The following is a 19884-nucleotide window of genomic DNA, read 5'->3' as shown; positions in this document are numbered from 1 at the left end:
ATTAGCGCCAATGTGCCACTACCCCTTGCACCCCGAAATCGGCCTCTATACTCCTGACATTCAACTGCGTTCAACGCGCACTCGGGACGACTTCAGAGACGGGGCATGCTATGGAGTGGCTTGGTTTGCAGTTTGTTACCGAGCTGCCGGAGAGCGGGCAGGTCATTTTAGATTGCAGTCACAACCCTTTCCTGGTGATGGTTGCGTACCTAGTCGCCTGCGCAGCCAGTTTCGCCACTCTGGATATGGCTGAGCGCGTTGTAAATGCCGAAGATCCGGGGTCGCGGCGGATCTGGCGCTGGATCGGCGCGACCTGCCTGGCCGGCGGCATCTGGGCCATGCATTTCATCGGCATGCTGGCTTTCCAGACACCGATCGACATTCAGTACGACCTTGGCATCACCCTTTTCTCGTTGCTGATCGCCCTGCTCGCCTCTTGGCTGGCCATGCAAACCCTGAGCGAAGCGCAGCCGAGTGCATTGCATTGCTTGAAAACCGCGTTTGTCATCGGCCTAGGCATCGCCGGCATGCATTACGTTGGCATGGCGGCGATGAAGTCGAGCGCCACCGCCTACTATCAGCCAGGACTGTTCGCGCTGTCTGTGGCGATCGCCATCGGCGCCAGTTTCGCCGCGCTGTGGGTGGCCCGCTATCTGAGCGAAGGCAGTGGCGTGACGCATCAGTTGCTCAAGTACAGCGCTGCGCTGATTCTCGGCGCCGGCATCATCAGCATGCATTTCACCGGCATGGCTGCGCTGGATCTGGTTCTCCCCGAGGGAGGCCTGACAGCGAGCGGCGGCGATAACGGGCATTTGCAACTGGGCCTGACCGTGGCGCTGATCATCCTGCTGATCCTTGGCAGTGCGATCAGTGCGGCGCTGGCCGACAAGAAACTGCAGAACAAAGAAGAGGATCTGCGCCGCGTCAACGCGCTGCTCAGTCAACTCGATCAGGCGCGCATGTCACTGCAGCAAGTGGCCAACTACGACGCCCTGACCAACCTGATCAACCGTCGCGGTTTCAACCAGATCTTCGCCGAAAAACTCAGCCAGAAAACCAGCGAAGGCGGCATGCTCGCGGTGATGTTTCTCGACATCGACCACTTCAAACGGATCAATGACAGCCTCGGCCATGACGCCGGTGACGAACTGCTCAAGGTTATCGCCAATCACATCAAAGGCTCGGTGCGCAGTCATGAAGACGTGGTCGCGCGTTTCGGCGGTGACGAGTTCTGCATCCTCATCAGTCTTCGTGAGCGCGAAGAAGCCCGCAATATGGCCCAGCGCATCATGCTCAAGATGAAAGAGCCGATCGAGTTGGCCGGACGTCGCATGGTGATGACCACCAGCATCGGCATCAGTCTGTTTCCGGAGGACGGCACCACCTGCGAGGAACTGCTCAAGCACGCCGATCTGGCGCTGTATCAATCCAAAGGCGCCGGCCGCAACGGCCTGCATTTTTTCAGCTCCAACCTCAAGACCCGCGCCAGCTTCGAACTGCAACTGGAAGAAGAACTGCGCCACGCCCTGCGCGAGGAAAACGGTCTGACGCTGTATTACCAACCGATCTTCGAACTGAAAACCGGCCGTGTCACCAAACTCGAAGCGCTGATCCGCTGGCAGCATCCGCTGCACGGCTTGCTGACCCCGGATCGCTTTATCACCATCGCCGAAAACAATGGCCTGATCGCCGAACTGGACAACTGGGTGCTGCGCCGCGCGTGCAAGGATCTGGGTGAACTGTCACGGCATGGCTGCGAAGAGCTGAAAATCGCCTGGAACTGCTCACCGCTCAATCTCGCCCGGGAAGAACTGGCCACGGAAATCGAAAGTGCCTTGCGCACTGCCGGGGTCGCACCGGAACGCCTGGAACTGGAAGTCACCGAAAACGCGTTGATGGGCAACATCGCCAACACCCTGGTGCTGCTACGGCAGATCCGTGCGCTCGGTGTGTCGCTGTCGATCGACGACTTCGGCACCGGCTATTCCTCACTGGCCTACCTCAAGCGCCTGCCGCTCAACACCCTGAAGATCGACCGCTCGTTCATCCTCGATATTCCCACGGCGACCGCCGACATGGAGATCGTCCAGGCGATCATCGTCATGGCGCACACCCTGCATTTGCAGGTGGTCACCGAAGGCGTCGAAAGCCTGGAGCAGTACGAGTTTCTTGAGCGCTCAGGCTGCGACTTTATTCAGGGTTACCTGCTCAGCCGCCCCGTACCGCTGGACGAGCTGCGCCCGGTGCTGGAAGAAATCAATCAGCGCAAACATTCACACGCGGTCAATCCGTTGATTCTGGCGCGCGGTACATTTTCACCAGTGTCGCTGGATCCTGCGCCAAATAGCCTTGCGCCCCATGCAGGCGCATCAGTTGTGCGGCCAATCCGCTGATCGGTGTCGCCGAGCCTTGTTCGCGGGAGAACTTCACTGCCGTATCGAGATCCTTGAGCAAGGTGCGTACGTGCCACTTGATTGGCTCGAAGCGGCTTTCGGCCATTTGCGGCGCGAGAATCTGCAACGGTTTCGAATCGGCGAAACCACCGGCCAACGCTTCGGCGATCAGGCTCGCATCGACGCCGGACTGCTCGGCCAGCGCCACCACCTCGGCGATCACCAGCGCATTGCAGGCGACGATCATCTGGTTGCAGGCCTTGGTCACTTGCCCCGCGCCGATGCCGCCCATATGCGTGACGCGTTGACCGAGATTGAGCAGCACCGGGCGCACGCGCTGAAGATCTGCCGCATCGCCGCCGACCATGATCGCCAGGCTACCGGCCTCGGCGCCGACCACGCCGCCCGACACGGGTGAGTCCAGCCAGGCCATGCCGGTTTTCTCCAGCAGTTGCGCCGCCATCTCGCGAGTGGCCGTCGGTTCAAGACTGGAAAAATCCACCAGCAACTGGCCGCTTTTCGCGCCTTCGACAATACCGCCAGCGCCAAAAACCACGTTGCGGACCACCGCCGTATCGGCCAGACACAGCATCACCACGTCGGCGTGTTCGCATAGTTCAGCGGGGCTCGACACCTGGCGGGCACCGGCCTCGACCAGTGGCGCGCACTTGGCCGGGTTGCGATTCCACACGGTCAGCGGGTAACCCGCCGCCAACAGACGCCGGCACATGGGCAGGCCCATCAGACCGATTCCGGCGAACCCCAACGAAGGTAGCGTTGACATCATTTTGCCTCTTTTCGATTAAAGATCGCCGAATAATGGCCGATTCATCAACGATCAGGAAAGGATTCCCCCCAGCGACAGTCAGGCCAAAACCCTGATGCTCGGGCTCAATTCGCGCAAATAAAAGACGCGAGATCTTATTCCGTGAGGTTCGCAGGCAACTGGCCAGCGAGCCAACCAGTCCAGGTATATGGCGCACAATGACTTCTAAAAACAATCCCGCCACTGCGGTATCCGATCTGACTTTGAGCCCCGCCGCCAACAGCCCGTCATCGTCGAAGCCATTGGTCCCGTCGCGCCCGCTGTCGACTCAGCAATACCTGTACTTCACCGAAACCAATACCGACCGCATCCTCGACAACCTCGATGGCCTGCGTGATCTGGTGTTCCCGCGCCCACCGCACCTGGAAGGCGACAACGAACAGCACAACGATCAGGAATTCCCCTCGGTGTGCCTGATCGGCCTCGGTCGCTGCGGCTCGAACATCGCCCTCGACGTCGCGGAGTTGGTGTACAACGCCCGCAAGTTCTACCTCAACGAATTCAACAACGAAGACCGTGCGGCGGATCGGCGTCTGGCCGACAAGGGCTACAGCCCGGCGCAGTGGATCAAGAACAACCTGCGCATCGGCCCGAACAAATCGACCAAACCGGTGTTTCTGGTCGAACCGCTGGTGATGCTCGGCGACCTCGACAAGGACATCGCCGGGCGCATCCGTTTCTCGCGCAAAGGCGAGAAAAGCGGCTTCCTGCGCGACTACAGCAAAATGAAGATCATGGACTTGTCCGAAGTCCACGCCGGTGGCGCCGGTAACGCGCCGATCCTCGGCCAGTACCTGGCGAAGATCATCCTCAACAAGGACACCCAGCGTTTCTCCAGCCCAGACTGGAAAATGATTCACTCGTACCTGATCGACAGCTGCGGAATCAAAGCCAACCAGTCGCGCCTGTACTTCTCGATCTTCAGTGCCGGCGGCGGTACCGGTTCCGGCATGGCTTCGGAATTCGGTCTGGCCCAGCAGCACTCGTACATGAACAAGACGTTCGACACCAAGCCGATGGACGAGCACGACGGCAAGAGCGGTCATTCGTTCGTGTTCGAACCGATCTTCACCAGCGGCATCTGCGTGCTGCCGAACATTTCCGATCACCGCAGCGAAATGTCCGAGGCGCTGCACATCAACGCCGGTCGCCTGCTGTGCAAATACCTCTCGGAAGAATGGGATTTCTCTTACAACTTCGCTAATGAAGACAGCAGCGAAGCCAGCGTCATGGGCCGTATCCGCCCATGGAACGCGATGATGCTGATCTCCAACGACATCATGCGTTACGCCGAAGAGAGCGATGACGGCAACATCCAGAACATTGATGTCAATGCGATGGAAAAGCACGCCAACCAGTACATCTCGCAGCAGATCTTCAACATTCTCACGGCGCAGGCAGTCACCACTGACTACGACCAGAACTACTTCCGCCGCGCCGGCATCGACATTGGCGAAACCATTCGCCTCGACGCCAACGACCTGTTCATGAGCCTGGCCGGCCCGGTGGCGATTGCCTACGCCGAATCGGTGGTGCCGGAAACCCCGCCGCCGAGCAGCGACAAATTCAAGGTGTTCGACAAAGAGCCGCAGCGTCTGAACATCGACGACCTGTTCTTCCGCTCGATCGACCTGCCGCACTTCAACAAGGTCACGCAAGCGATTGAAGGCATCAGCCTGTTGCCGATCGAATCCAAGCGTTATCGCGCGTCGCTTGAGCAGTACAAGAATTCCGGCTACGACGCTGCGGCACTGCACGACCTGCACTTCTTCAAGAACTGCTCGTCGGTGGTCTCGATCGTTTCGCTGCCAAAAGACTACAAGCTGTCGTACATGGACCTGAACCGGTTGAAGACCCACCTCAACAGCCTGTTCCCGAATACCACGCTCAAGCGTTACGCGCTGGTGATCGGCGCCTCGGCCAACCTGTCGCTGACCACCCTGATCGCCAAGAGCCCGTGCCTCTCGGATGACTTCCTGACCCTGATCGTCGCGTTCATCAAGCGCTGCTTCGCGAAGAACCCGTACCGTTTCGACGAGACCCTGGACAACTCGATCCTCGATTTCATCATCAACGAGGAGTTCGACGAAGACCGCATCGACGACCTGCTCAACGAGTTCGAAAACCCGGCGAAGATCCTCGACACCAACTGGTACGCGATCAAACCGATGTACGAGAAGAAGTACCGCGAGCTGATCAACGACAAAGAGAAGTTTGTCTCGATCAATGACATTCGTTTGTCGCGCGATTGTGTGAAGAAGTCGATCAAGTATTTGCGCGAGATCTATCGTCACCGGATTGGCAAGACCAAGGTTATTTCGCTGAATAACCATACCGGCAAGTCGTTCTCGGTCTGATCCAGGACCGAGTCGCGGCAATCGCGAGCAGGCTCACTCCTACAATTGGAATGCGTTCCCCTGTAGGAGTGAGCCTGCTCGCGATGAGGCCTTTTCAGACGACAGAAATCTTAAATCCAATATCCAGAAACAATTAAGCAGCCGTTAGGCTGCTTACTAAACTGTTCCCGTTACGTTTACGTCACCGTGAGCCCACCTTCGCTTGTGGCGTTTCTCTACGGCAACGTGCCATCACGCTACTCCGCTACACACTTTTCGCTGATGACCGGTCGCACCATCAAGGTGCGACGTCGGCGGCGACTGCCCTTTCCTGGATCAGAATCCATGGCGAAACCACTACCGCCCACAACGACGGATCGCGCTCGAAAAGATCCAGCGCCCGCGTTTCAGACAGCTTGGCGACTTTGTCTTCAGCCAGCCAGGCAGCCACTTTCTCGCCATCATCCGAGGCCACGGCCTCGGCAGCTGCGATCAAATCCAGGTCGGGGTCGACCCACAATAGGGCACCCTTGGCGAAGAACGGCTCCAACTCTTTCCAGGTAATAGATGCGGTTTCACCAAGCAGCTTGGCATAGAGGGTGCTAGGTTCTTGATTCATGGGAACTGTCCGGAAAAGAAATCGACGCGAATAATAACGTCGGTGGTCCGCCAGCAAAACCCGGTTGCAAAAGGCTGCACCGAACGAAAAGAGCAGGAACGCCAGGGAATGCTGCTGATTGGGATATATGCCCACGAACGCCCCGCCGCAATTCTGTCTTTTTCATTCAAAAATGCGACACCCCCAAGTTTTGCCCCTCGGCGCCCGCTTCCCAGGCTGACAACCGGCGCTCTACACTGTACCGGTACAGTTGCCGGGGGCATTTCCGGAGGGTATCGCAAAGATATCTGACCCGGTTCTGCTGCTACGGCGCCAGAACTCAAAAAAATTACAACAGTAAGAGTGGAGCACTATGACTAAGGCTACTAAGCAGATTTCCAAACTGTTTGCCGCTATGGTTCTGGCCGGGGTTGCCAGCCATTCGTTCGCAGCTGACACCATCAAAATCGGTATCGCCGGTCCTAAAACCGGTCCAGTAGCCCAGTACGGCGACATGCAGTTCAGCGGCGCAAAAATGGCCATTGAGCAAATCAACGCCAAGGGCGGCGTCGACGGCAAGAAACTCGAAGCCGTTGAATACGACGATGCCTGCGATCCAAAACAAGCGGTAGCCGTTGCGAACAAAGTCGTCAACGACGGCGTCAAGTTCGTGGTCGGTCACCTGTGCTCCAGCTCCACTCAACCGGCTTCGGACATCTACGAAGACGAAGGCGTGATCATGATCACCCCGGCTGCCACCAGCCCGGACATCACCGCCCGTGGTTACAAAATGATCTTCCGTACTATCGGTCTCGACAGCGCCCAGGGCCCTGCCGCCGGTAACTACATTGCCGATCACGTCAAACCGAAAATCGTCGGCGTACTGCACGACAAACAGCAGTACGGTGAAGGCATCGCCACCGCGGTGAAATCGACTCTCGAGAAGAAAGGCACCAAGGTTGCCGTGTTCGAAGGCGTCAACGCCGGCGACAAAGACTTCTCGGCGATCATCGCCAAACTCAAACAAGCAAACGTCGACTTCGTTTACTACGGCGGCTACCACCCGGAGCTGGGCCTGATCCTGCGTCAGGCACAGGAAAAAGGCCTGAAAGCCAAGTTCATGGGTCCGGAAGGCGTGGGTAACGACTCGATCACCCAGATCGCCAAAGACGCGGCCGAAGGCCTGCTGGTGACCCTGCCGAAATCCTTCGACCAGGATCCAGCCAACATCGCCCTGGCCGATGCCTTCAAGGCGAAGAAAGAAGATCCGAGCGGTCCGTTCGTGTTCCCGTCCTACTCGGCGGTTGAAGTGATTGCCGAAGGCATCAAGGCAGCCAAGTCCGAAGACGCGACCAAAGTGGCTGAAGCCATTCACGCCGGTACCTTCAAGACTCCGACTGGCGACCTGAGCTTCGACGCCAAGGGCGACCTCAAAGACTTCAAATTCGTGGTTTACGAGTGGCACAACGGCAAACCTAAAACTGAAGTATCGCCTCAGTAAGGCGCTGCCTGACTGACTGCCAATAAAGCCCACGGCGTGCCGTGGGCTTTGTTTTACGAATGTATTGGGCCGCGCTGGCGTGATCCGCCAGTCTCCCCACCTGAAAATCTCAAAACCGTCATCAGCGGTTCGCTGGCAAAACCCGGATTCGAAGTGGATAAAGATCCACGGGGCCGGGCGGGAAAATGACTCCACCAGTGAAATGCGTATCAGGTTTTTAGGAGCGCTGTAATGCCTGACATCTATCACTTCTTCCAACAGCTGGTTAACGGCCTGAACGTTGGCAGCATGTATGCCTTGATCGCCATCGGCTACACGATGGTCTACGGCATCATTGGAATGATCAACTTCGCCCACGGCGAGGTGTACATGATCGGCTCCTACGTGGCGTTCATCGCCATCGCCGGGTTGACCATGATGGGACTCGACAGTGTCCCGCTGTTGATGACCGCGGCGTTCATCGCCAGCATCGTCGTCACCAGTTCCTACGGTTACAGCATCGAACGGATCGCCTACCGCCCCTTGCGCGGCAGCAACCGTCTGATCCCGCTGATTTCCGCGATCGGTATGTCGATCTTCCTGCAGAACACGGTTCTGCTGGCGCAAGACTCCAAGGACAAAGCGATCCCCAACCTGATTCCGGGCAACCTTGCCTTCGGCCCAGGTGGCGCACAAGAAGTGCTGATTTCCTACATGCAAATCGTGGTGTTCGTGGTGACAGTGATCGCCATGCTCGGCCTGACGCTGTTCATCTCCCGCTCTCGCCTGGGTCGCGCCTGCCGCGCCTGCGCCGAAGACATCAAGATGGCCAACCTGCTCGGCATCAACACCAACAACATCATCGCCCTGACCTTCGTCATTGGTGCCGCGCTGGCAGCCGTTGCGGCTGTGCTGCTGAGCATGCAATACGGGGTGATCAACCCGAACGCCGGTTTCCTCGTCGGCCTCAAAGCCTTCACCGCTGCGGTACTCGGCGGCATCGGCAGCATCCCCGGCGCCATGCTCGGCGGGTTGGTGCTTGGGGTGGCGGAAGCCTTTGGTGCCGATATCTTCGGCGACCAGTACAAGGACGTCGTGGCTTTCGGCTTGTTGGTTCTGGTGCTGTTGTTCCGTCCGACCGGCATTCTGGGCCGTCCGGAGGTTGAGAAAGTATGACTAGGAATCTTAAACAGGCACTGTTCAGTGCGCTCTTGGTTTGGGCAGTTGCGTATCCTGTGCTCGGACTGAAACTGACCATCGTCGGCATCAACCTCGAAGTGCACAACACCAGCCCGGCCGTACTGGCGACCATCGCCATCTGCTCGGTGCTGATGTTCCTGCGCGTGCTGTTCAATCAGCAGATCAGCAAAGCCTGGCGCTCGTCGCCGGGTCTGCCGCTGATTCCGGCCAAGGCCAGCAACTTCCTGACCCTGCCGACCACTCAGCGCTATTTCATCATTGCGCTGATCCTGGTGGCGCTGGTGTGGCCGTTCTTCGGCTCCCGTGGCGCGGTGGATATCGCGACGCTGATCCTGATCTACGTGATGCTCGGCCTCGGTCTGAACATCGTCGTCGGTCTGGCCGGTCTGCTCGACCTCGGTTACGTCGGCTTCTACGCCGTTGGCGCCTACAGCTACGCGCTGCTGTCGCACTACTACGGCCTGAGCTTCTGGATCTGCCTGCCGATTGCCGGCCTGATGGCGGCGACGTTCGGCTTCCTGCTGGGCTTCCCGGTGCTGCGTTTGCGCGGTGACTATCTGGCGATCGTGACCCTCGGTTTCGGCGAGATCATCCGTCTGTTCCTGCGTAACCTGACCGACATCACTGGCGGTCCGAACGGCATCAGCAACATCGAGAAGCCGACGTTCTTCGGTCTGACCTTCGAACGTAAAGCGGCGGAAGGCATGCAAACCTTCCACGAGTATTTCGGCCTGCAATACAACTCGATCAACAAGGTGATTTTCCTCTACCTGGTTGCGCTGTTGCTGGCGCTGGCGGCACTGTTCGTCATCAACCGCCTGCTGCGCATGCCGATCGGCCGTGCCTGGGAAGCGCTGCGTGAAGACGAAATCGCCTGCCGTGCGCTGGGGCTGAATCCAACGATCATCAAGCTGTCCGCGTTCACTCTCGGCGCTGCATTCGCCGGTTTCGCCGGTAGCTTCTTCGCTGCGCGTCAGGGTCTGGTGACGCCAGAGTCGTTCACCTTCATCGAGTCGGCAATCATCCTCGCCATTGTGGTGCTGGGTGGCATGGGCTCGCAGTTGGGTGTGATTCTGGCGGCCGTGGTGATGATCCTGTTGCCGGAAATGATGCGTGAGTTCAGCGAGTACCGCATGTTGATGTTCGGTGCCCTGATGGTGTTGATGATGATCTGGCGTCCACAAGGTCTGCTGCCGATGCAACGCCCACACATGGAGTTGCGAAAATGAGCCGCGAGATCTTGAAAGTCGAGAACCTGAGCATGCGCTTCGGCGGCTTGCTCGCGGTCAACGGCGTGGCCCTGACCGTTAAAGAGAAACAAGTGGTTGCACTGATCGGGCCGAACGGCGCGGGCAAGACCACCGTGTTCAACTGCCTGACCGGTTTCTATCAGCCTACCGGCGGTAGCATCCTGCTGGACGGTGAGCCGATCCAAGGCCTGCCGGGCCACAAGATCGCCCTCAAAGGCGTGGTGCGTACCTTCCAGAATGTACGCCTGTTCAAGGACATGACGGCGGTCGAGAACCTGTTGATCGCCCAGCACCGTCACCTGAACACCAACTTCCTCGCCGGTCTGTTCAAGACCCCGGCGTTCCGCAAAAGCGAGCGCGAGGCCATGGAGTTTGCCGAGTACTGGCTGGAAAAGGTCAACCTGAAGGAGTTCGCCAACCGTACCGCCGGCACCCTGGCTTACGGTCAGCAACGACGTCTGGAAATCGCCCGCTGCATGATGACCCGTCCACGGATTCTCATGCTCGACGAACCGGCCGCCGGTCTGAACCCGAAGGAAACCGAAGACCTCAAGGCGCTGATCAGCGTGCTGCGTGAAGAGCACAACGTCACCGTGCTGCTGATCGAACACGACATGAAACTGGTCATGAGCATTTCCGACCACATCGTCGTGATCAACCAGGGCACGCCTCTGGCCGACGGTACGCCGGAACAGATCCGCGACAATCCTGAAGTGATCAAAGCCTACCTGGGGGAAGCGTAAATGCTGCAATTCGAAAACGTTTCCACCTTCTACGGCAAGATCCAGGCCCTGCACAGCGTCAACGTCGAAGTCCGTCAGGGCGAGATCGTGACCCTGATCGGCGCCAACGGTGCCGGCAAGTCGACGCTGCTGATGACGCTCTGCGGTTCGCCGCAAGCGCACAGCGGCAGCATCCGCTACATGGGTGAGGAACTGGTCGGCCAGGACTCGTCGCAGATCATGCGCAAAAGCATCGCGGTGGTGCCGGAAGGTCGTCGGGTGTTCGCCCGTCTGACCGTTGAAGAAAACCTCTCCATGGGCGGTTTCTTCACCGACAAGGGCGACTATCAGGAGCAAATGGACAAGGTTCTCGGCCTGTTCCCGCGCCTGAAAGAACGCTTCAACCAGCGCGGCGGCACCATGTCCGGCGGCGAACAGCAAATGCTCGCCATCGGCCGTGCGCTGATGAGCAAGCCGAAACTGCTGCTGCTCGACGAGCCGTCGCTGGGCCTGGCACCGATCATCATCCAGCAGATTTTCGACATCATCGAAATGCTGCGCAAGGACGGTGTAACGGTGTTCCTGGTCGAGCAGAACGCCAACCAGGCGCTGAAAATCGCCGACCGCGCCTACGTTCTGGAGAACGGCCGCGTGGTCATGCAAGGCACCGGCGAAGCACTGCTGACTGACCCGAAAGTACGCGAGGCGTACCTCGGCGGTTGATGCATGTCGCTAAACGAAAAACGGCCTTCGGGCCGTTTTTTTGTGCCTGTACGATTTTCAGATTCTCCAAAAATCCCTTGTAGGAGTGAGCCTGCTCGCGATGGCGTAGTGTCATTCAACATCATCGGCGTCTGACACGACGCCATCGCGAGCAGGCTCACTCCTACAGGTATTTGCATTTTTTCAAAAAGATTTTGAGGGGGCTGTAACGTAACCCTACCGCGTTTCTCTAGAGGGGTAAGCAAGCGCAACCGCGCTTGTAAAAACCCTGACAAAGACTGGAGAAACATCATGACTGCTACCACCCGCACCCTGTCCGCTACTGCCCTGGTTCTGGCCCTCGGTTCTGCCCTGAGCATGGCCGCTGTATCGACTGTCAGTGCCGCTGACGCCAACATGGAAAAATGCTTCGGCGTGGCCATGAAAGGTCACAACGATTGCGCAGCAGGCGCAGGCACCACCTGTGCCGGCACAGCGAAAATGGACTATCAGGCCAACGCCTGGAAACTCGTTCCGAAGGGCACCTGCGCCACCACTGAGAGCAAGACTTCGCCGACCGGTTTCGGCCAGATGGAAGCGTTCAAAGCCAAGTCCTGATCGACGATCTGCCTGAGTGACGATCATGTTTATAGCCAACCACCCTGCCCACCCCGCCACTCAGGCAGCCCTGCGCGAGCTCCCGCCCCGTGCCGGGCTGGGGCTCAAGACCGGGCACTTTCGTGAAGTGCTCGGCTCACAACCGGACATCGGCTTCTTCGAAGTCCACGCCGAAAACTACATGGTCGACGGCGGTCCGTTTCATCATTTTCTCGGTTTGATCCGCGAGCAGTATCCGCTGTCGCTACACGGTGTCGGCTTGTCCATCGGCGCTGAAGGCCCGTTGGATAAACAGCACCTCAAGCGCCTCGCCGAACTGATCCGACGCTATCAACCGCAATCCTTTTCCGAACATCTGGCCTGGTCGAGCCATGGCCCGGTGTTTCTCAATGACCTGTTGCCGCTGGCCTATGACACGCCGACATTGAACCGCGTCTGCGAGCATATCGATCAGGTACAAAACACGCTCAAACGGCCCATGTTGCTGGAGAATCCGGCGACCTATCTGGGGTTTCAGCGTTCGACCATCGATGAGCCTGACTTCATCGCCGAGGTCATCCGCCGCAGCGGCTGTGGACTGTTGCTGGACGTCAACAATGTCTACGTTTCCTGCGTGAACCATCAGCGTGATCCGCTGGCGTATCTCGATGCGCTGCCATTACACGCGGTGGGCGAAATTCATCTGGCCGGGTTTGCCGAGGATTGCGACAACCTCGGCGACCGTTTGCTGATCGATGATCACGGCGCGCCGATCGATCAAGCCGTCTGGCGTTTGTACCGGCAAGTGCTGCAACGCATCGGCCCGGTGGCGACGCTGATCGAGCGCGACAATCAAGTGCCGGCGTTCGAGGTGCTATTGGCGGAGGCGCAACAGGCTGATGCGCTTTTGCGGGATGCCGGAGGGTGCACATGAGCAGCCAACGCGATTTCGCTGCCGCGCTCATCGATACGCGGCTGCCCTGCCCCGATGGTCTGTGCAGCGCCAATGGCGCTGATCCGGCGAGCCGTTTCGCGGTGTATCGCAACAACGTGCTGGGTTCGCTGATCAATGCGTTGGGCGACAGTTATCCGGTGGTTGCGCAATTGGTCGGCGATGAATTCTTCCGCGCCATGGCGACCGTTTTCGTACAACAGCAGCCTCCACAGAGTCCGTTGATGTGCCGCTACGGAGAAGCATTTGCGGATTTCATTGCAGCGTTTGAACCGGCCGGCGACGTGCCTTATCTGGCGGACGTGGCGCGCCTTGAGCACTTGCGCACCCTCGCCTACCACGCGGCTGACGCCCAGCCCGTGCGCGCAGAACAGATCACGGCAGCACTGGCTGATGTGCAAACGCTGAGTGAACTGCGCTTCGAATTTCATCCCTCGCTGCATTTGCTCGACTCAGCCTATGCCGTGGTCGCGATCTGGGGCGCACATCAGCATGACTCGACGCTGGCGGGCGTCGACACCCACCAAAGGCAACACGGGCTGGTGTTGCGCAATGGCCTGGATGTCGAAGTGTTTGCCCTCGACCCCGGCGCCATCACGTTTATCCGCAACCTGATCGATGGCCAGCCACTGCTGAAAGCGGCTGAAAACAGCCCTGAGTTCGACCTCGCGCAGACCCTCGGCTTGCTGATCGGGCGCAACGCCATCATCCAATTGAACAACAAGGAACTGCCATGAAAACGTTCATCAACCGTGCCATCACGCTGCTGGAAAAAATCCCCCACAGCCTGATCGCTTTCATTGCACGTTTCTCGATTGCCGCGGTGTTCTGGAAATCCGGGCAGACCAAGGTTGAAGGCCTGGCCATCGATCTGATCGACGGCACCTTTCAACTCGGTTGGCCACGGCTGGCCGACTCGACCATTCCGTTGTTCAAGAGCGAATACCACGTGCCGCTGCTGTCGCCAGAGATTGCCGCGCACATGGCGGCTTTTGCCGAACACTTTTTTCCGCTGCTGATTCTGATCGGCTTCGCTACGCGGTTTTCGGCGCTGGCGTTGTTGGGCATGACATTGACCATTCAGCTTTTTGTCTACCCGGATGCTTATCCAACCCACGGCACCTGGGCGGCGGTGTTGCTGTACTTGATGACGACGGGGCCGGGCAAGTTGTCGATTGATCATCTGATCGCCCGCCGTCTTTCCCGCTAAGCAAAATCCCTGTAGGAGTGAGCCTGCTCGCGATAGCGGTGTGTCAGGTAACTCATCCGCGACTGACACTCCGCTATCGCGAGCAGGCTCACTCCTACAAGGGAACGGTTCAACGCTGAAGTCGATCCAGCGCCTCACCGCTGCGTTTGAACCAGCCGATCAAATAGTCCGCGAGTACTTGCGTGCGCTTCGGCAATCCACCCTGATACGGATGCACGAGGTACATCGGCATGCGTCGGGTCTGAAAGTCACGCAGGAGCCAGCGCAATCTGCCGTCAGCCAATTCCGCCTGCAGGAGGTAGGAAGGCAATCGCGCGATACCGGCGCCGCTAAGCGCGGCTTTCTTCAGCAAGTTGTAATGGTTACTGGCAAACGGCCCTGACACCCGCACCCGCAACAATTCATGCTGCTGGTGATACAACCACTCTTCGCGCCCGCTGTAGTGGCTGTTAAGCAAACAGCGATGCTCGGCCAGAGCCTGTGGCGTCAGCGGTTCACCGAAACGCTCGAGATACGCCGGGCTGGCGCAGGTCATTTCCTGCCAGGCCAGCAACGGTTTGGCCACCAGACGTTCGTCATTGGCCACTTCGCTGCGAATCGCCAGATCAAAACCGTCCCGTGACAGATCGCGGTAACTGTTGTTCAACTCCAGCTCGATCTGCACCTCGGGGTATTTGTGCGAGAACTCCAACAGCAGACCATCAAAGAAGGTTTCTCCCAGCGACACCGGCACCGTCATTCGCACCGGTCCGGCCATATCGTCTTTTAGCCGCGCCAAGGCCTGACGCGCTTTTTCGACCTGGACGACCAACGCTTGCGCCTGCGGCAACAAGGCTGCGCCGGCGGCGGTCAGGCTCAAGCGCCGGGTGGTGCGTTGCAGCAACACCACGGAAAACTGCGCTTCGAGCTGGCTGATGCGCTTGGACAACTGGCCCTTGCTGCAACCCAATTGCTGCGCTGCCAAGGTGAAACTGCCCGCTTCAATCAACACGGCAAACGCCGCCAGATCATCCATTTCGCTCATGGATTGTTTCCAATTGAAAACCAAAGGTTGCCCATTAGCGCGCTTATCCGCAGAAAAAACCACTCTAGACTGAAACCTCGTTCACTCACTTGAGGTACAGCTCGATGAAAATTCTGTTGATAGGCGCTGGCGGCACCATTGGTTCGGCGGTCGACAAAGAACTCTCGCAACGCCACGAAGTCATTCGTATCGGCCGCAGCAGCGGTGATTTGCAGGTGGATATCAGCGACAGCGTGTCAATCCGCACGCTGTTCAAAAAAACCGGCAAGTTCGACGCACTGGTGTGCGCCGCCGGCAACGTGACTTTCGCACCGCTGGGCGAGATGACGGAAGACAGCTTCGCTCTCGGCCTCAAAGACAAACTGATGGGCCAGGTCAATCTGCTGCTGATCGGTCGCGAATTCGCCAATGACGGCGCCTCGTTCACCTTCACCACCGGCGTACTCAGCCACGACCCGATTCGTAGCGGCGCCTCGGCAGCGCTGGTCAACGGCGCCCTCGACAGCTTCGTCCGCGCCGCTGCCATCGAACTGCCACGCGGCCTGCGAGTGAACTCGATCAGCCCGACCGTACTGCTCGAAGCCATGGGCAGTTACGCCCCGTATTTCCGTGGTTACAAGCCGGTTCCTGCGGCGGATGTGGCGCTGGCCTACGCGAAGAGTGTCGAAGGCCTGCAGACAGGTCAGACATTTCACGTGGGCTAAACCCTTGTGATGAACGGTCAGGCTGCGTAACGTGGCGGCACTTGTCTGGAGAGCCGAAGATGCGTGTTGCCCGTTCGTTAGTCGTTGTTGCCCTGCTGCCGTTGTTTGCCGCTTGCCAGTTGTTCGATGGCCAGCGAGAAAGTGCCTCGCACGTCGGGCAGACGCGGATGCAGGGGCAACTGACCGCCGCTGACGGCAAACTGGTGTTTCAGCCGTGTCAGGAGCAGCGCCAGCTCATCGTCAATGACATCGGTGGCACCAGCATTCTGCAAGAAGCCGCGACCCTCGCCGACGAGCAAGGCAAGCTGTTCGCCGATGTGCGCGGCAAGGTCGCCGGTGATCGACTCGACCTGACGCAGCTGTATCGCGTCGAACGCTCCGGCACTGCCTGCGATGACCCCAACTTCAAACTGCTGATCCTGCGCGCCACCGGCCACGGCCCGGAATGGAACGTCAAGGTCAGCGGCAAAGGCATGGTCATCGACCGCGAAGGCCAGCAGCCGCTTGCCGTGCCCTATGTTGAAGAACAACTGGGCGATGGCCGCTTCAATCTCAGCAGCGAAGCCAACAACCAGCGCATCGAATTGTGGGTCGCACCGCAGCGTTGCGTCGACAGCAACACCGGCAGCGTGCAGCACATGAGCGCCGAGTTGCGCATCGACGGCCAGGTGCAGCGCGGTTGCGGGTATTTCGGCGGATCGCGCAACGACTGAGCGTTTTAGCCTCACCGGGTCCGGCCTTTGCGGCTTATAATCGCGGCCTTCAAACGCCCTGGCGCAGTTGTGCGCCCCGCGAACCCGGATCCTCGCCATGTTACGAATCACTGAACTCAAGCTGCCAATCGACCATCCCGAAGAAGACCTGCGCCCTGCCATCGTGCAGCGCCTGGGCATCGCCAGCGATGATCTGCTCGATTTCACCTTGTTCAAGCGCAGCTACGATGCGCGCAAAAAGTCCTCCGAACTGTGCTTCATCTACACCATCGACCTCGAAGTGCGCGACGAGGCCAAGGTGTTGGGCAAGTTCGCCGACGACCGTAACGTCAACGTGGCGCCGGATGTCAGCTACAAATTCGTAGGTGAAGCGCCAAGCGACCTGAGCCAGCGCCCGATCGTCGTCGGTTTCGGCCCGTGCGGGATCTTCGCCGGTTTGCTGCTGGCACAAATGGGCTTCAAGCCGATCGTCCTCGAGCGTGGCACCGAAGTCCGTCAGCGCACCAAGGACACTTGGGGCCTGTGGCGTAAAAGCGTGCTCAACCCCGAGTCCAACGTGCAGTTCGGCGAAGGCGGCGCGGGCACGTTCTCCGACGGCAAGCTGTACAGCCAGATCAAGGACCCGAAGTTTCTCGGCCGCAAAGTCCTGCACGAGTTCGTCAAGGCCGGTGCACCGGAAGAAATCCTCTACGTCAGCAAGCCGCACATCGGTACGTTCCGTCTGACCGGCATGGTTGAAAACATGCGCGAGCAGATCCGCGAACTGGGCGGCGAAGTGCGCTTCCAGGAACGCGTCACCGACGTGCTGATCGAAGACGGCCAACTGGTCGGCGTCGAACTGGCCAGCGGTGAAACCCTGCATTCGAAACACGTGGTTCTGGCCCTCGGCCACAGCGCCCGCGACACCTTCCGCATGCTCCATAGCCGTGGCGTGTTCATGGAAGCCAAGCCGTTCTCGGTGGGTTTCCGCATCGAACACCCGCAATCGCTGATCGACCGCGCGCGATTGGGCAAATACGCCGGCCACCCGAAACTCGGCGCTGCCGACTACAAACTGGTGCACCACGCCAAGAACGGCCGTTCGGTCTACAGCTTCTGCATGTGCCCGGGCGGCACCGTGGTCGCGGCGACCTCCGAGCCGAACCGCGTGGTCACCAACGGCATGAGCCAGTACTCGCGTAACGAGCGCAACGCCAACTCCGGCATCGTTGTCGGCATCACCCCGGAAGTCGATTATCCGGGCGGCCCGCTGGCAGGGATCGAGTTGCAGGAACGTCTGGAATCCCATGCGTTTATCCTCGGTGGCAGCGATTACAAGGCGCCGGCGCAACTGGTTGGCGACTTCATCAACGACATTCCATCGACCGAGTTGGGTGAAGTCGAGCCGTCGTACAAACCAGGCGTGGCGCTGGGTGATCTGGCCCTGGCCTTGCCGGACTTTGCCATTGAGGCGATCCGTGAAGCCTTGCCGGCGTTCGAGAAGCAGATTCGCGGTTACTCGCTGCACGATGCAGTGTTGACCGGGATCGAGACGCGCACTTCGTCGCCGTTGCGCATTACCCGTAACGAAACCCTGCAGAGCATGAACGTGAAGGGCTTGTTCCCGGCCGGTGAAGGCGCGGGTTATGCGGGCGGGATTCTGTCGGCGGGTGTTGACGGGATTCGCATCGCAGAAGCCGTGGCACGCGACATCCTCGGCCTGACTGACTGACTGACTGACACAAAACCCTGTAGGAGTGAGCCTGCTCGCGATAGCGGTAGTCCATTCAACATCAATGTTGAATGTTATTCCGCCATCGCGAGCAGGCTCACTCCTACAGTTGATTTCGGTGTATCAGATATTGGCGCGCAGGACTGAGTCAGGCAGCGCCTCACCCCGCTCGGCACTCGCCGCCACCGCCTCGATCAACCCCGTCAATTCATACCCCTGCGCCTTCAGCCAATCCTGATCGTAATAGGTGTCGGCATACCGCTCGCCGCCATCGCACAGAATCGCCACGATCGACCCCGACTCCCCCGCCGCTTTCATCTGCTGCGCCGCCATCAAGGCGCCGATCAGATTGGTCCCGCTCGACCCGCCAACATGGCGCCCCAGACGCTGCGCCAGATAATGCATGGCCGCCAGCGACAAGGCGTCAGGCACTTTGACCATCGCATCGATCACCTTGGGCAGGAACGACGCTTCGACGCGCGGCCGGCCAATACCTTCAATGCGCGAACCGCAATCCAGACGCAAACTCGCATCGCCGGTCTGGTAGTAATCAAAGAACACCGAACGCTCGGCATCGGCGCACAGCACGCGGGTGCAATGCTGGCGGTAGCGCACGTAACGACCGAGCGTTGCGGTGGTGCCGCCGGTGCCGGGGCTGGAGATCAGCCAGCTCGGTTCCGGATGTTTTTCGTAACGCATCTGCTGGAAAATCGATTCGGCGATGTTGTTGTTCGCGCGCCAGTCGGTGGCGCGTTCGGCGTAGGTGAACTGGTCGATGAAGTGGCCGCCATGCTCGCGGGCCAGACGCTCGGATTCGGCGTAGATCTGCGTGGGATCTTTCACCAGATGACTTTGGCCACCGTAGAACGCGATCTGCGCGATCTTCTCTTTGGACGTGGTCGCCGGCATCACCGCAATAAACGGCAGGCCCAGCATCCGTGCGAAATACGCTTCGGAAATCGCCGTCGAACCGCTGGACGCCTCGATCACCGGCGCGCCGGGTTTCAGCCAGCCATTACACAACGCGTAGAGAAACAGCGAACGAGCCAGACGATGCTTGAGACTGCCGGTCGGATGACTGGACTCATCCTTGAAATACAACTCGATGCCCGCAAAACCCGGTAGCGGCAAAGGGATCAGGTGGGTGTCGGCGCTGCGCTGAAAATCCGCCTCGATGATGCGGATGGCTTCGCGGGCCCACTGTCGGTTGTCGCTCATGGTGATGGTTCTCGTTGAATCGGCAGGAGATGAAGCTGTTCGAAAGGCTCACCCATCAGCTTAGGAAAAATCCTATAGCGCGCACAGATACAGCTGAGTCTCAATATGTCAGACAACTGCTAGGCTCAGCGTGGCTTGAGCCAGACACCTTGTAACGCCATATAACAAAAAAGAATATAACTTTTGTTTTAACAACTAACAGTACGGGTTAGGGTGTTCCACCTTTTGACTTTATCGATGGAGAGCGA

The 19884-nt window shown here is 59.0% G+C and carries 18 protein-coding genes; 14 read left to right on the top strand and 4 right to left on the bottom strand.

From position 1 onward, the window contains the following. Window positions 1-110 precede the first annotated feature (110 nt). Complete coding sequence (locus VY732_RS06450; RefSeq protein ID WP_331694986.1) at window positions 111-2393, top strand: putative bifunctional diguanylate cyclase/phosphodiesterase; 2283 nt, start codon at window positions 111-113, stop codon at window positions 2391-2393. Here the strand turns inward: VY732_RS06450 and VY732_RS06445 are convergent. After that, on the bottom strand, window positions 2284-3180 hold the full coding sequence (locus VY732_RS06445) for an NAD(P)-dependent oxidoreductase (protein ID WP_331694984.1): 897 nt from the start codon (window positions 3178-3180) through the stop codon (window positions 2284-2286). The two genes, VY732_RS06450 and VY732_RS06445, sit on opposite strands and share 110 nt — an antisense overlap. A gap of 197 nt (window positions 3181-3377) precedes the next feature. Here VY732_RS06445 and VY732_RS06440 point away from each other — a divergent pair, with 197 nt between their 5' ends. Then, entirely contained in the window at window positions 3378-5576 is a 2199-nt protein-coding gene (locus VY732_RS06440; RefSeq protein WP_007918508.1) for a hypothetical protein, read from the top strand. 277 nt (window positions 5577-5853) lie between these two features. Here VY732_RS06440 and VY732_RS06435 read toward each other — a convergent pair whose 3' ends face one another. Next, window positions 5854-6174, bottom strand: coding sequence for a DUF2288 domain-containing protein (locus VY732_RS06435; protein ID WP_212622817.1), 321 nt, complete (start codon window positions 6172-6174; stop codon window positions 5854-5856). 352 nt (window positions 6175-6526) lie between these two features. Between VY732_RS06435 and VY732_RS06430 the strand changes: the two genes are divergently transcribed. The 9 genes from VY732_RS06430 (at window position 6527) to VY732_RS06390 (ending at window position 14266) form a co-directional block, all read left to right on the top strand. Then, a complete protein-coding gene (locus tag VY732_RS06430) occupies window positions 6527-7654 on the top strand; it encodes a branched-chain amino acid ABC transporter substrate-binding protein (RefSeq protein WP_016986598.1) in 1128 nt (375 codons plus the stop codon). Window positions 7655-7885: 231 nt separating this feature from the next. Continuing rightward, window positions 7886-8809 carry a high-affinity branched-chain amino acid ABC transporter permease LivH gene (gene livH / locus VY732_RS06425; protein WP_116028816.1) on the top strand — a complete coding sequence of 308 codons (924 nt, stop codon included), beginning with the start codon at window positions 7886-7888 and terminating at the stop codon, window positions 8807-8809. Next, window positions 8806-10062 (top strand): high-affinity branched-chain amino acid ABC transporter permease LivM, encoded by a 1257-nt coding sequence (locus VY732_RS06420; protein WP_093438700.1) that lies wholly within the window; start codon window positions 8806-8808, stop codon window positions 10060-10062. Before livH ends, VY732_RS06420 begins: the two co-directional genes overlap by 4 nt. Further along, a complete protein-coding gene (gene livG / locus VY732_RS06415) occupies window positions 10059-10826 on the top strand; it encodes a high-affinity branched-chain amino acid ABC transporter ATP-binding protein LivG (protein WP_077571419.1) in 768 nt (255 codons plus the stop codon). Before VY732_RS06420 ends, livG begins: the two co-directional genes overlap by 4 nt. Then, window positions 10827-11528, top strand: a complete 702-nt coding sequence (locus tag VY732_RS06410) for an ABC transporter ATP-binding protein (RefSeq protein WP_008082262.1) — start codon at window positions 10827-10829, stop codon at window positions 11526-11528. 291 nt (window positions 11529-11819) lie between these two features. Beyond that, entirely contained in the window at window positions 11820-12125 is a 306-nt protein-coding gene (locus tag VY732_RS06405) for a BufA1 family periplasmic bufferin-type metallophore (RefSeq protein WP_077571418.1), read from the top strand. A gap of 25 nt (window positions 12126-12150) precedes the next feature. Further along, window positions 12151-13038, top strand: coding sequence for an MNIO family bufferin maturase (gene bufB / locus VY732_RS06400; RefSeq protein ID WP_331694982.1), 888 nt, complete (start codon window positions 12151-12153; stop codon window positions 13036-13038). Then, window positions 13035-13793: an HvfC/BufC N-terminal domain-containing protein gene (locus tag VY732_RS06395; protein ID WP_331694980.1), complete on the top strand. Its 759-nt coding sequence runs from the start codon at window positions 13035-13037 to the stop codon at window positions 13791-13793. Before bufB ends, VY732_RS06395 begins: the two co-directional genes overlap by 4 nt. Further along, complete coding sequence (locus VY732_RS06390; RefSeq protein ID WP_331694979.1) at window positions 13790-14266, top strand: DoxX family protein; 477 nt, start codon at window positions 13790-13792, stop codon at window positions 14264-14266. The genes VY732_RS06395 and VY732_RS06390 overlap by 4 nt, the downstream gene beginning before the upstream one ends. Window positions 14267-14375: 109 nt before the next feature. Here the strand turns inward: VY732_RS06390 and VY732_RS06385 are convergent, their stop codons facing one another. Beyond that, window positions 14376-15290, bottom strand: coding sequence for a LysR family transcriptional regulator (locus VY732_RS06385; protein WP_331694978.1), 915 nt, complete (start codon window positions 15288-15290; stop codon window positions 14376-14378). Between the two features lie 104 nt (window positions 15291-15394). Between VY732_RS06385 and VY732_RS06380 the strand changes: the two genes are divergently transcribed. From VY732_RS06380 to VY732_RS06370, 3 genes are all read left to right on the top strand, one after another. Continuing rightward, window positions 15395-15994, top strand: a complete 600-nt coding sequence (locus VY732_RS06380) for a short chain dehydrogenase (protein WP_331694977.1) — start codon at window positions 15395-15397, stop codon at window positions 15992-15994. A 59-nt stretch (window positions 15995-16053) separates the two neighbouring features. Further along, a complete protein-coding gene (locus VY732_RS06375) occupies window positions 16054-16707 on the top strand; it encodes a COG3650 family protein (RefSeq protein ID WP_331694976.1) in 654 nt (217 codons plus the stop codon). Between the two features lie 97 nt (window positions 16708-16804). Continuing rightward, window positions 16805-18418: an NAD(P)/FAD-dependent oxidoreductase gene (locus VY732_RS06370; RefSeq protein ID WP_122591545.1), complete on the top strand. Its 1614-nt coding sequence runs from the start codon at window positions 16805-16807 to the stop codon at window positions 18416-18418. Between the two features lie 123 nt (window positions 18419-18541). Here VY732_RS06370 and VY732_RS06365 read toward each other — a convergent pair whose 3' ends face one another. Further along, window positions 18542-19636, bottom strand: coding sequence for a PLP-dependent cysteine synthase family protein (locus tag VY732_RS06365; RefSeq protein ID WP_331694975.1), 1095 nt, complete (start codon window positions 19634-19636; stop codon window positions 18542-18544). Between the last annotated feature and the right edge of the window lie 248 nt (window positions 19637-19884).

Origin of the sequence: Pseudomonas sp. ZY71, assembly GCF_036542145.1 — a bacterium.
In the GTDB taxonomy this organism is placed as follows: domain Bacteria; phylum Pseudomonadota; class Gammaproteobacteria; order Pseudomonadales; family Pseudomonadaceae; genus Aquipseudomonas; species Aquipseudomonas koreensis_A.
Note: the sequence above shows the minus strand (reverse complement) of the source record. Positions and strands in the feature narration are given on the sequence as shown.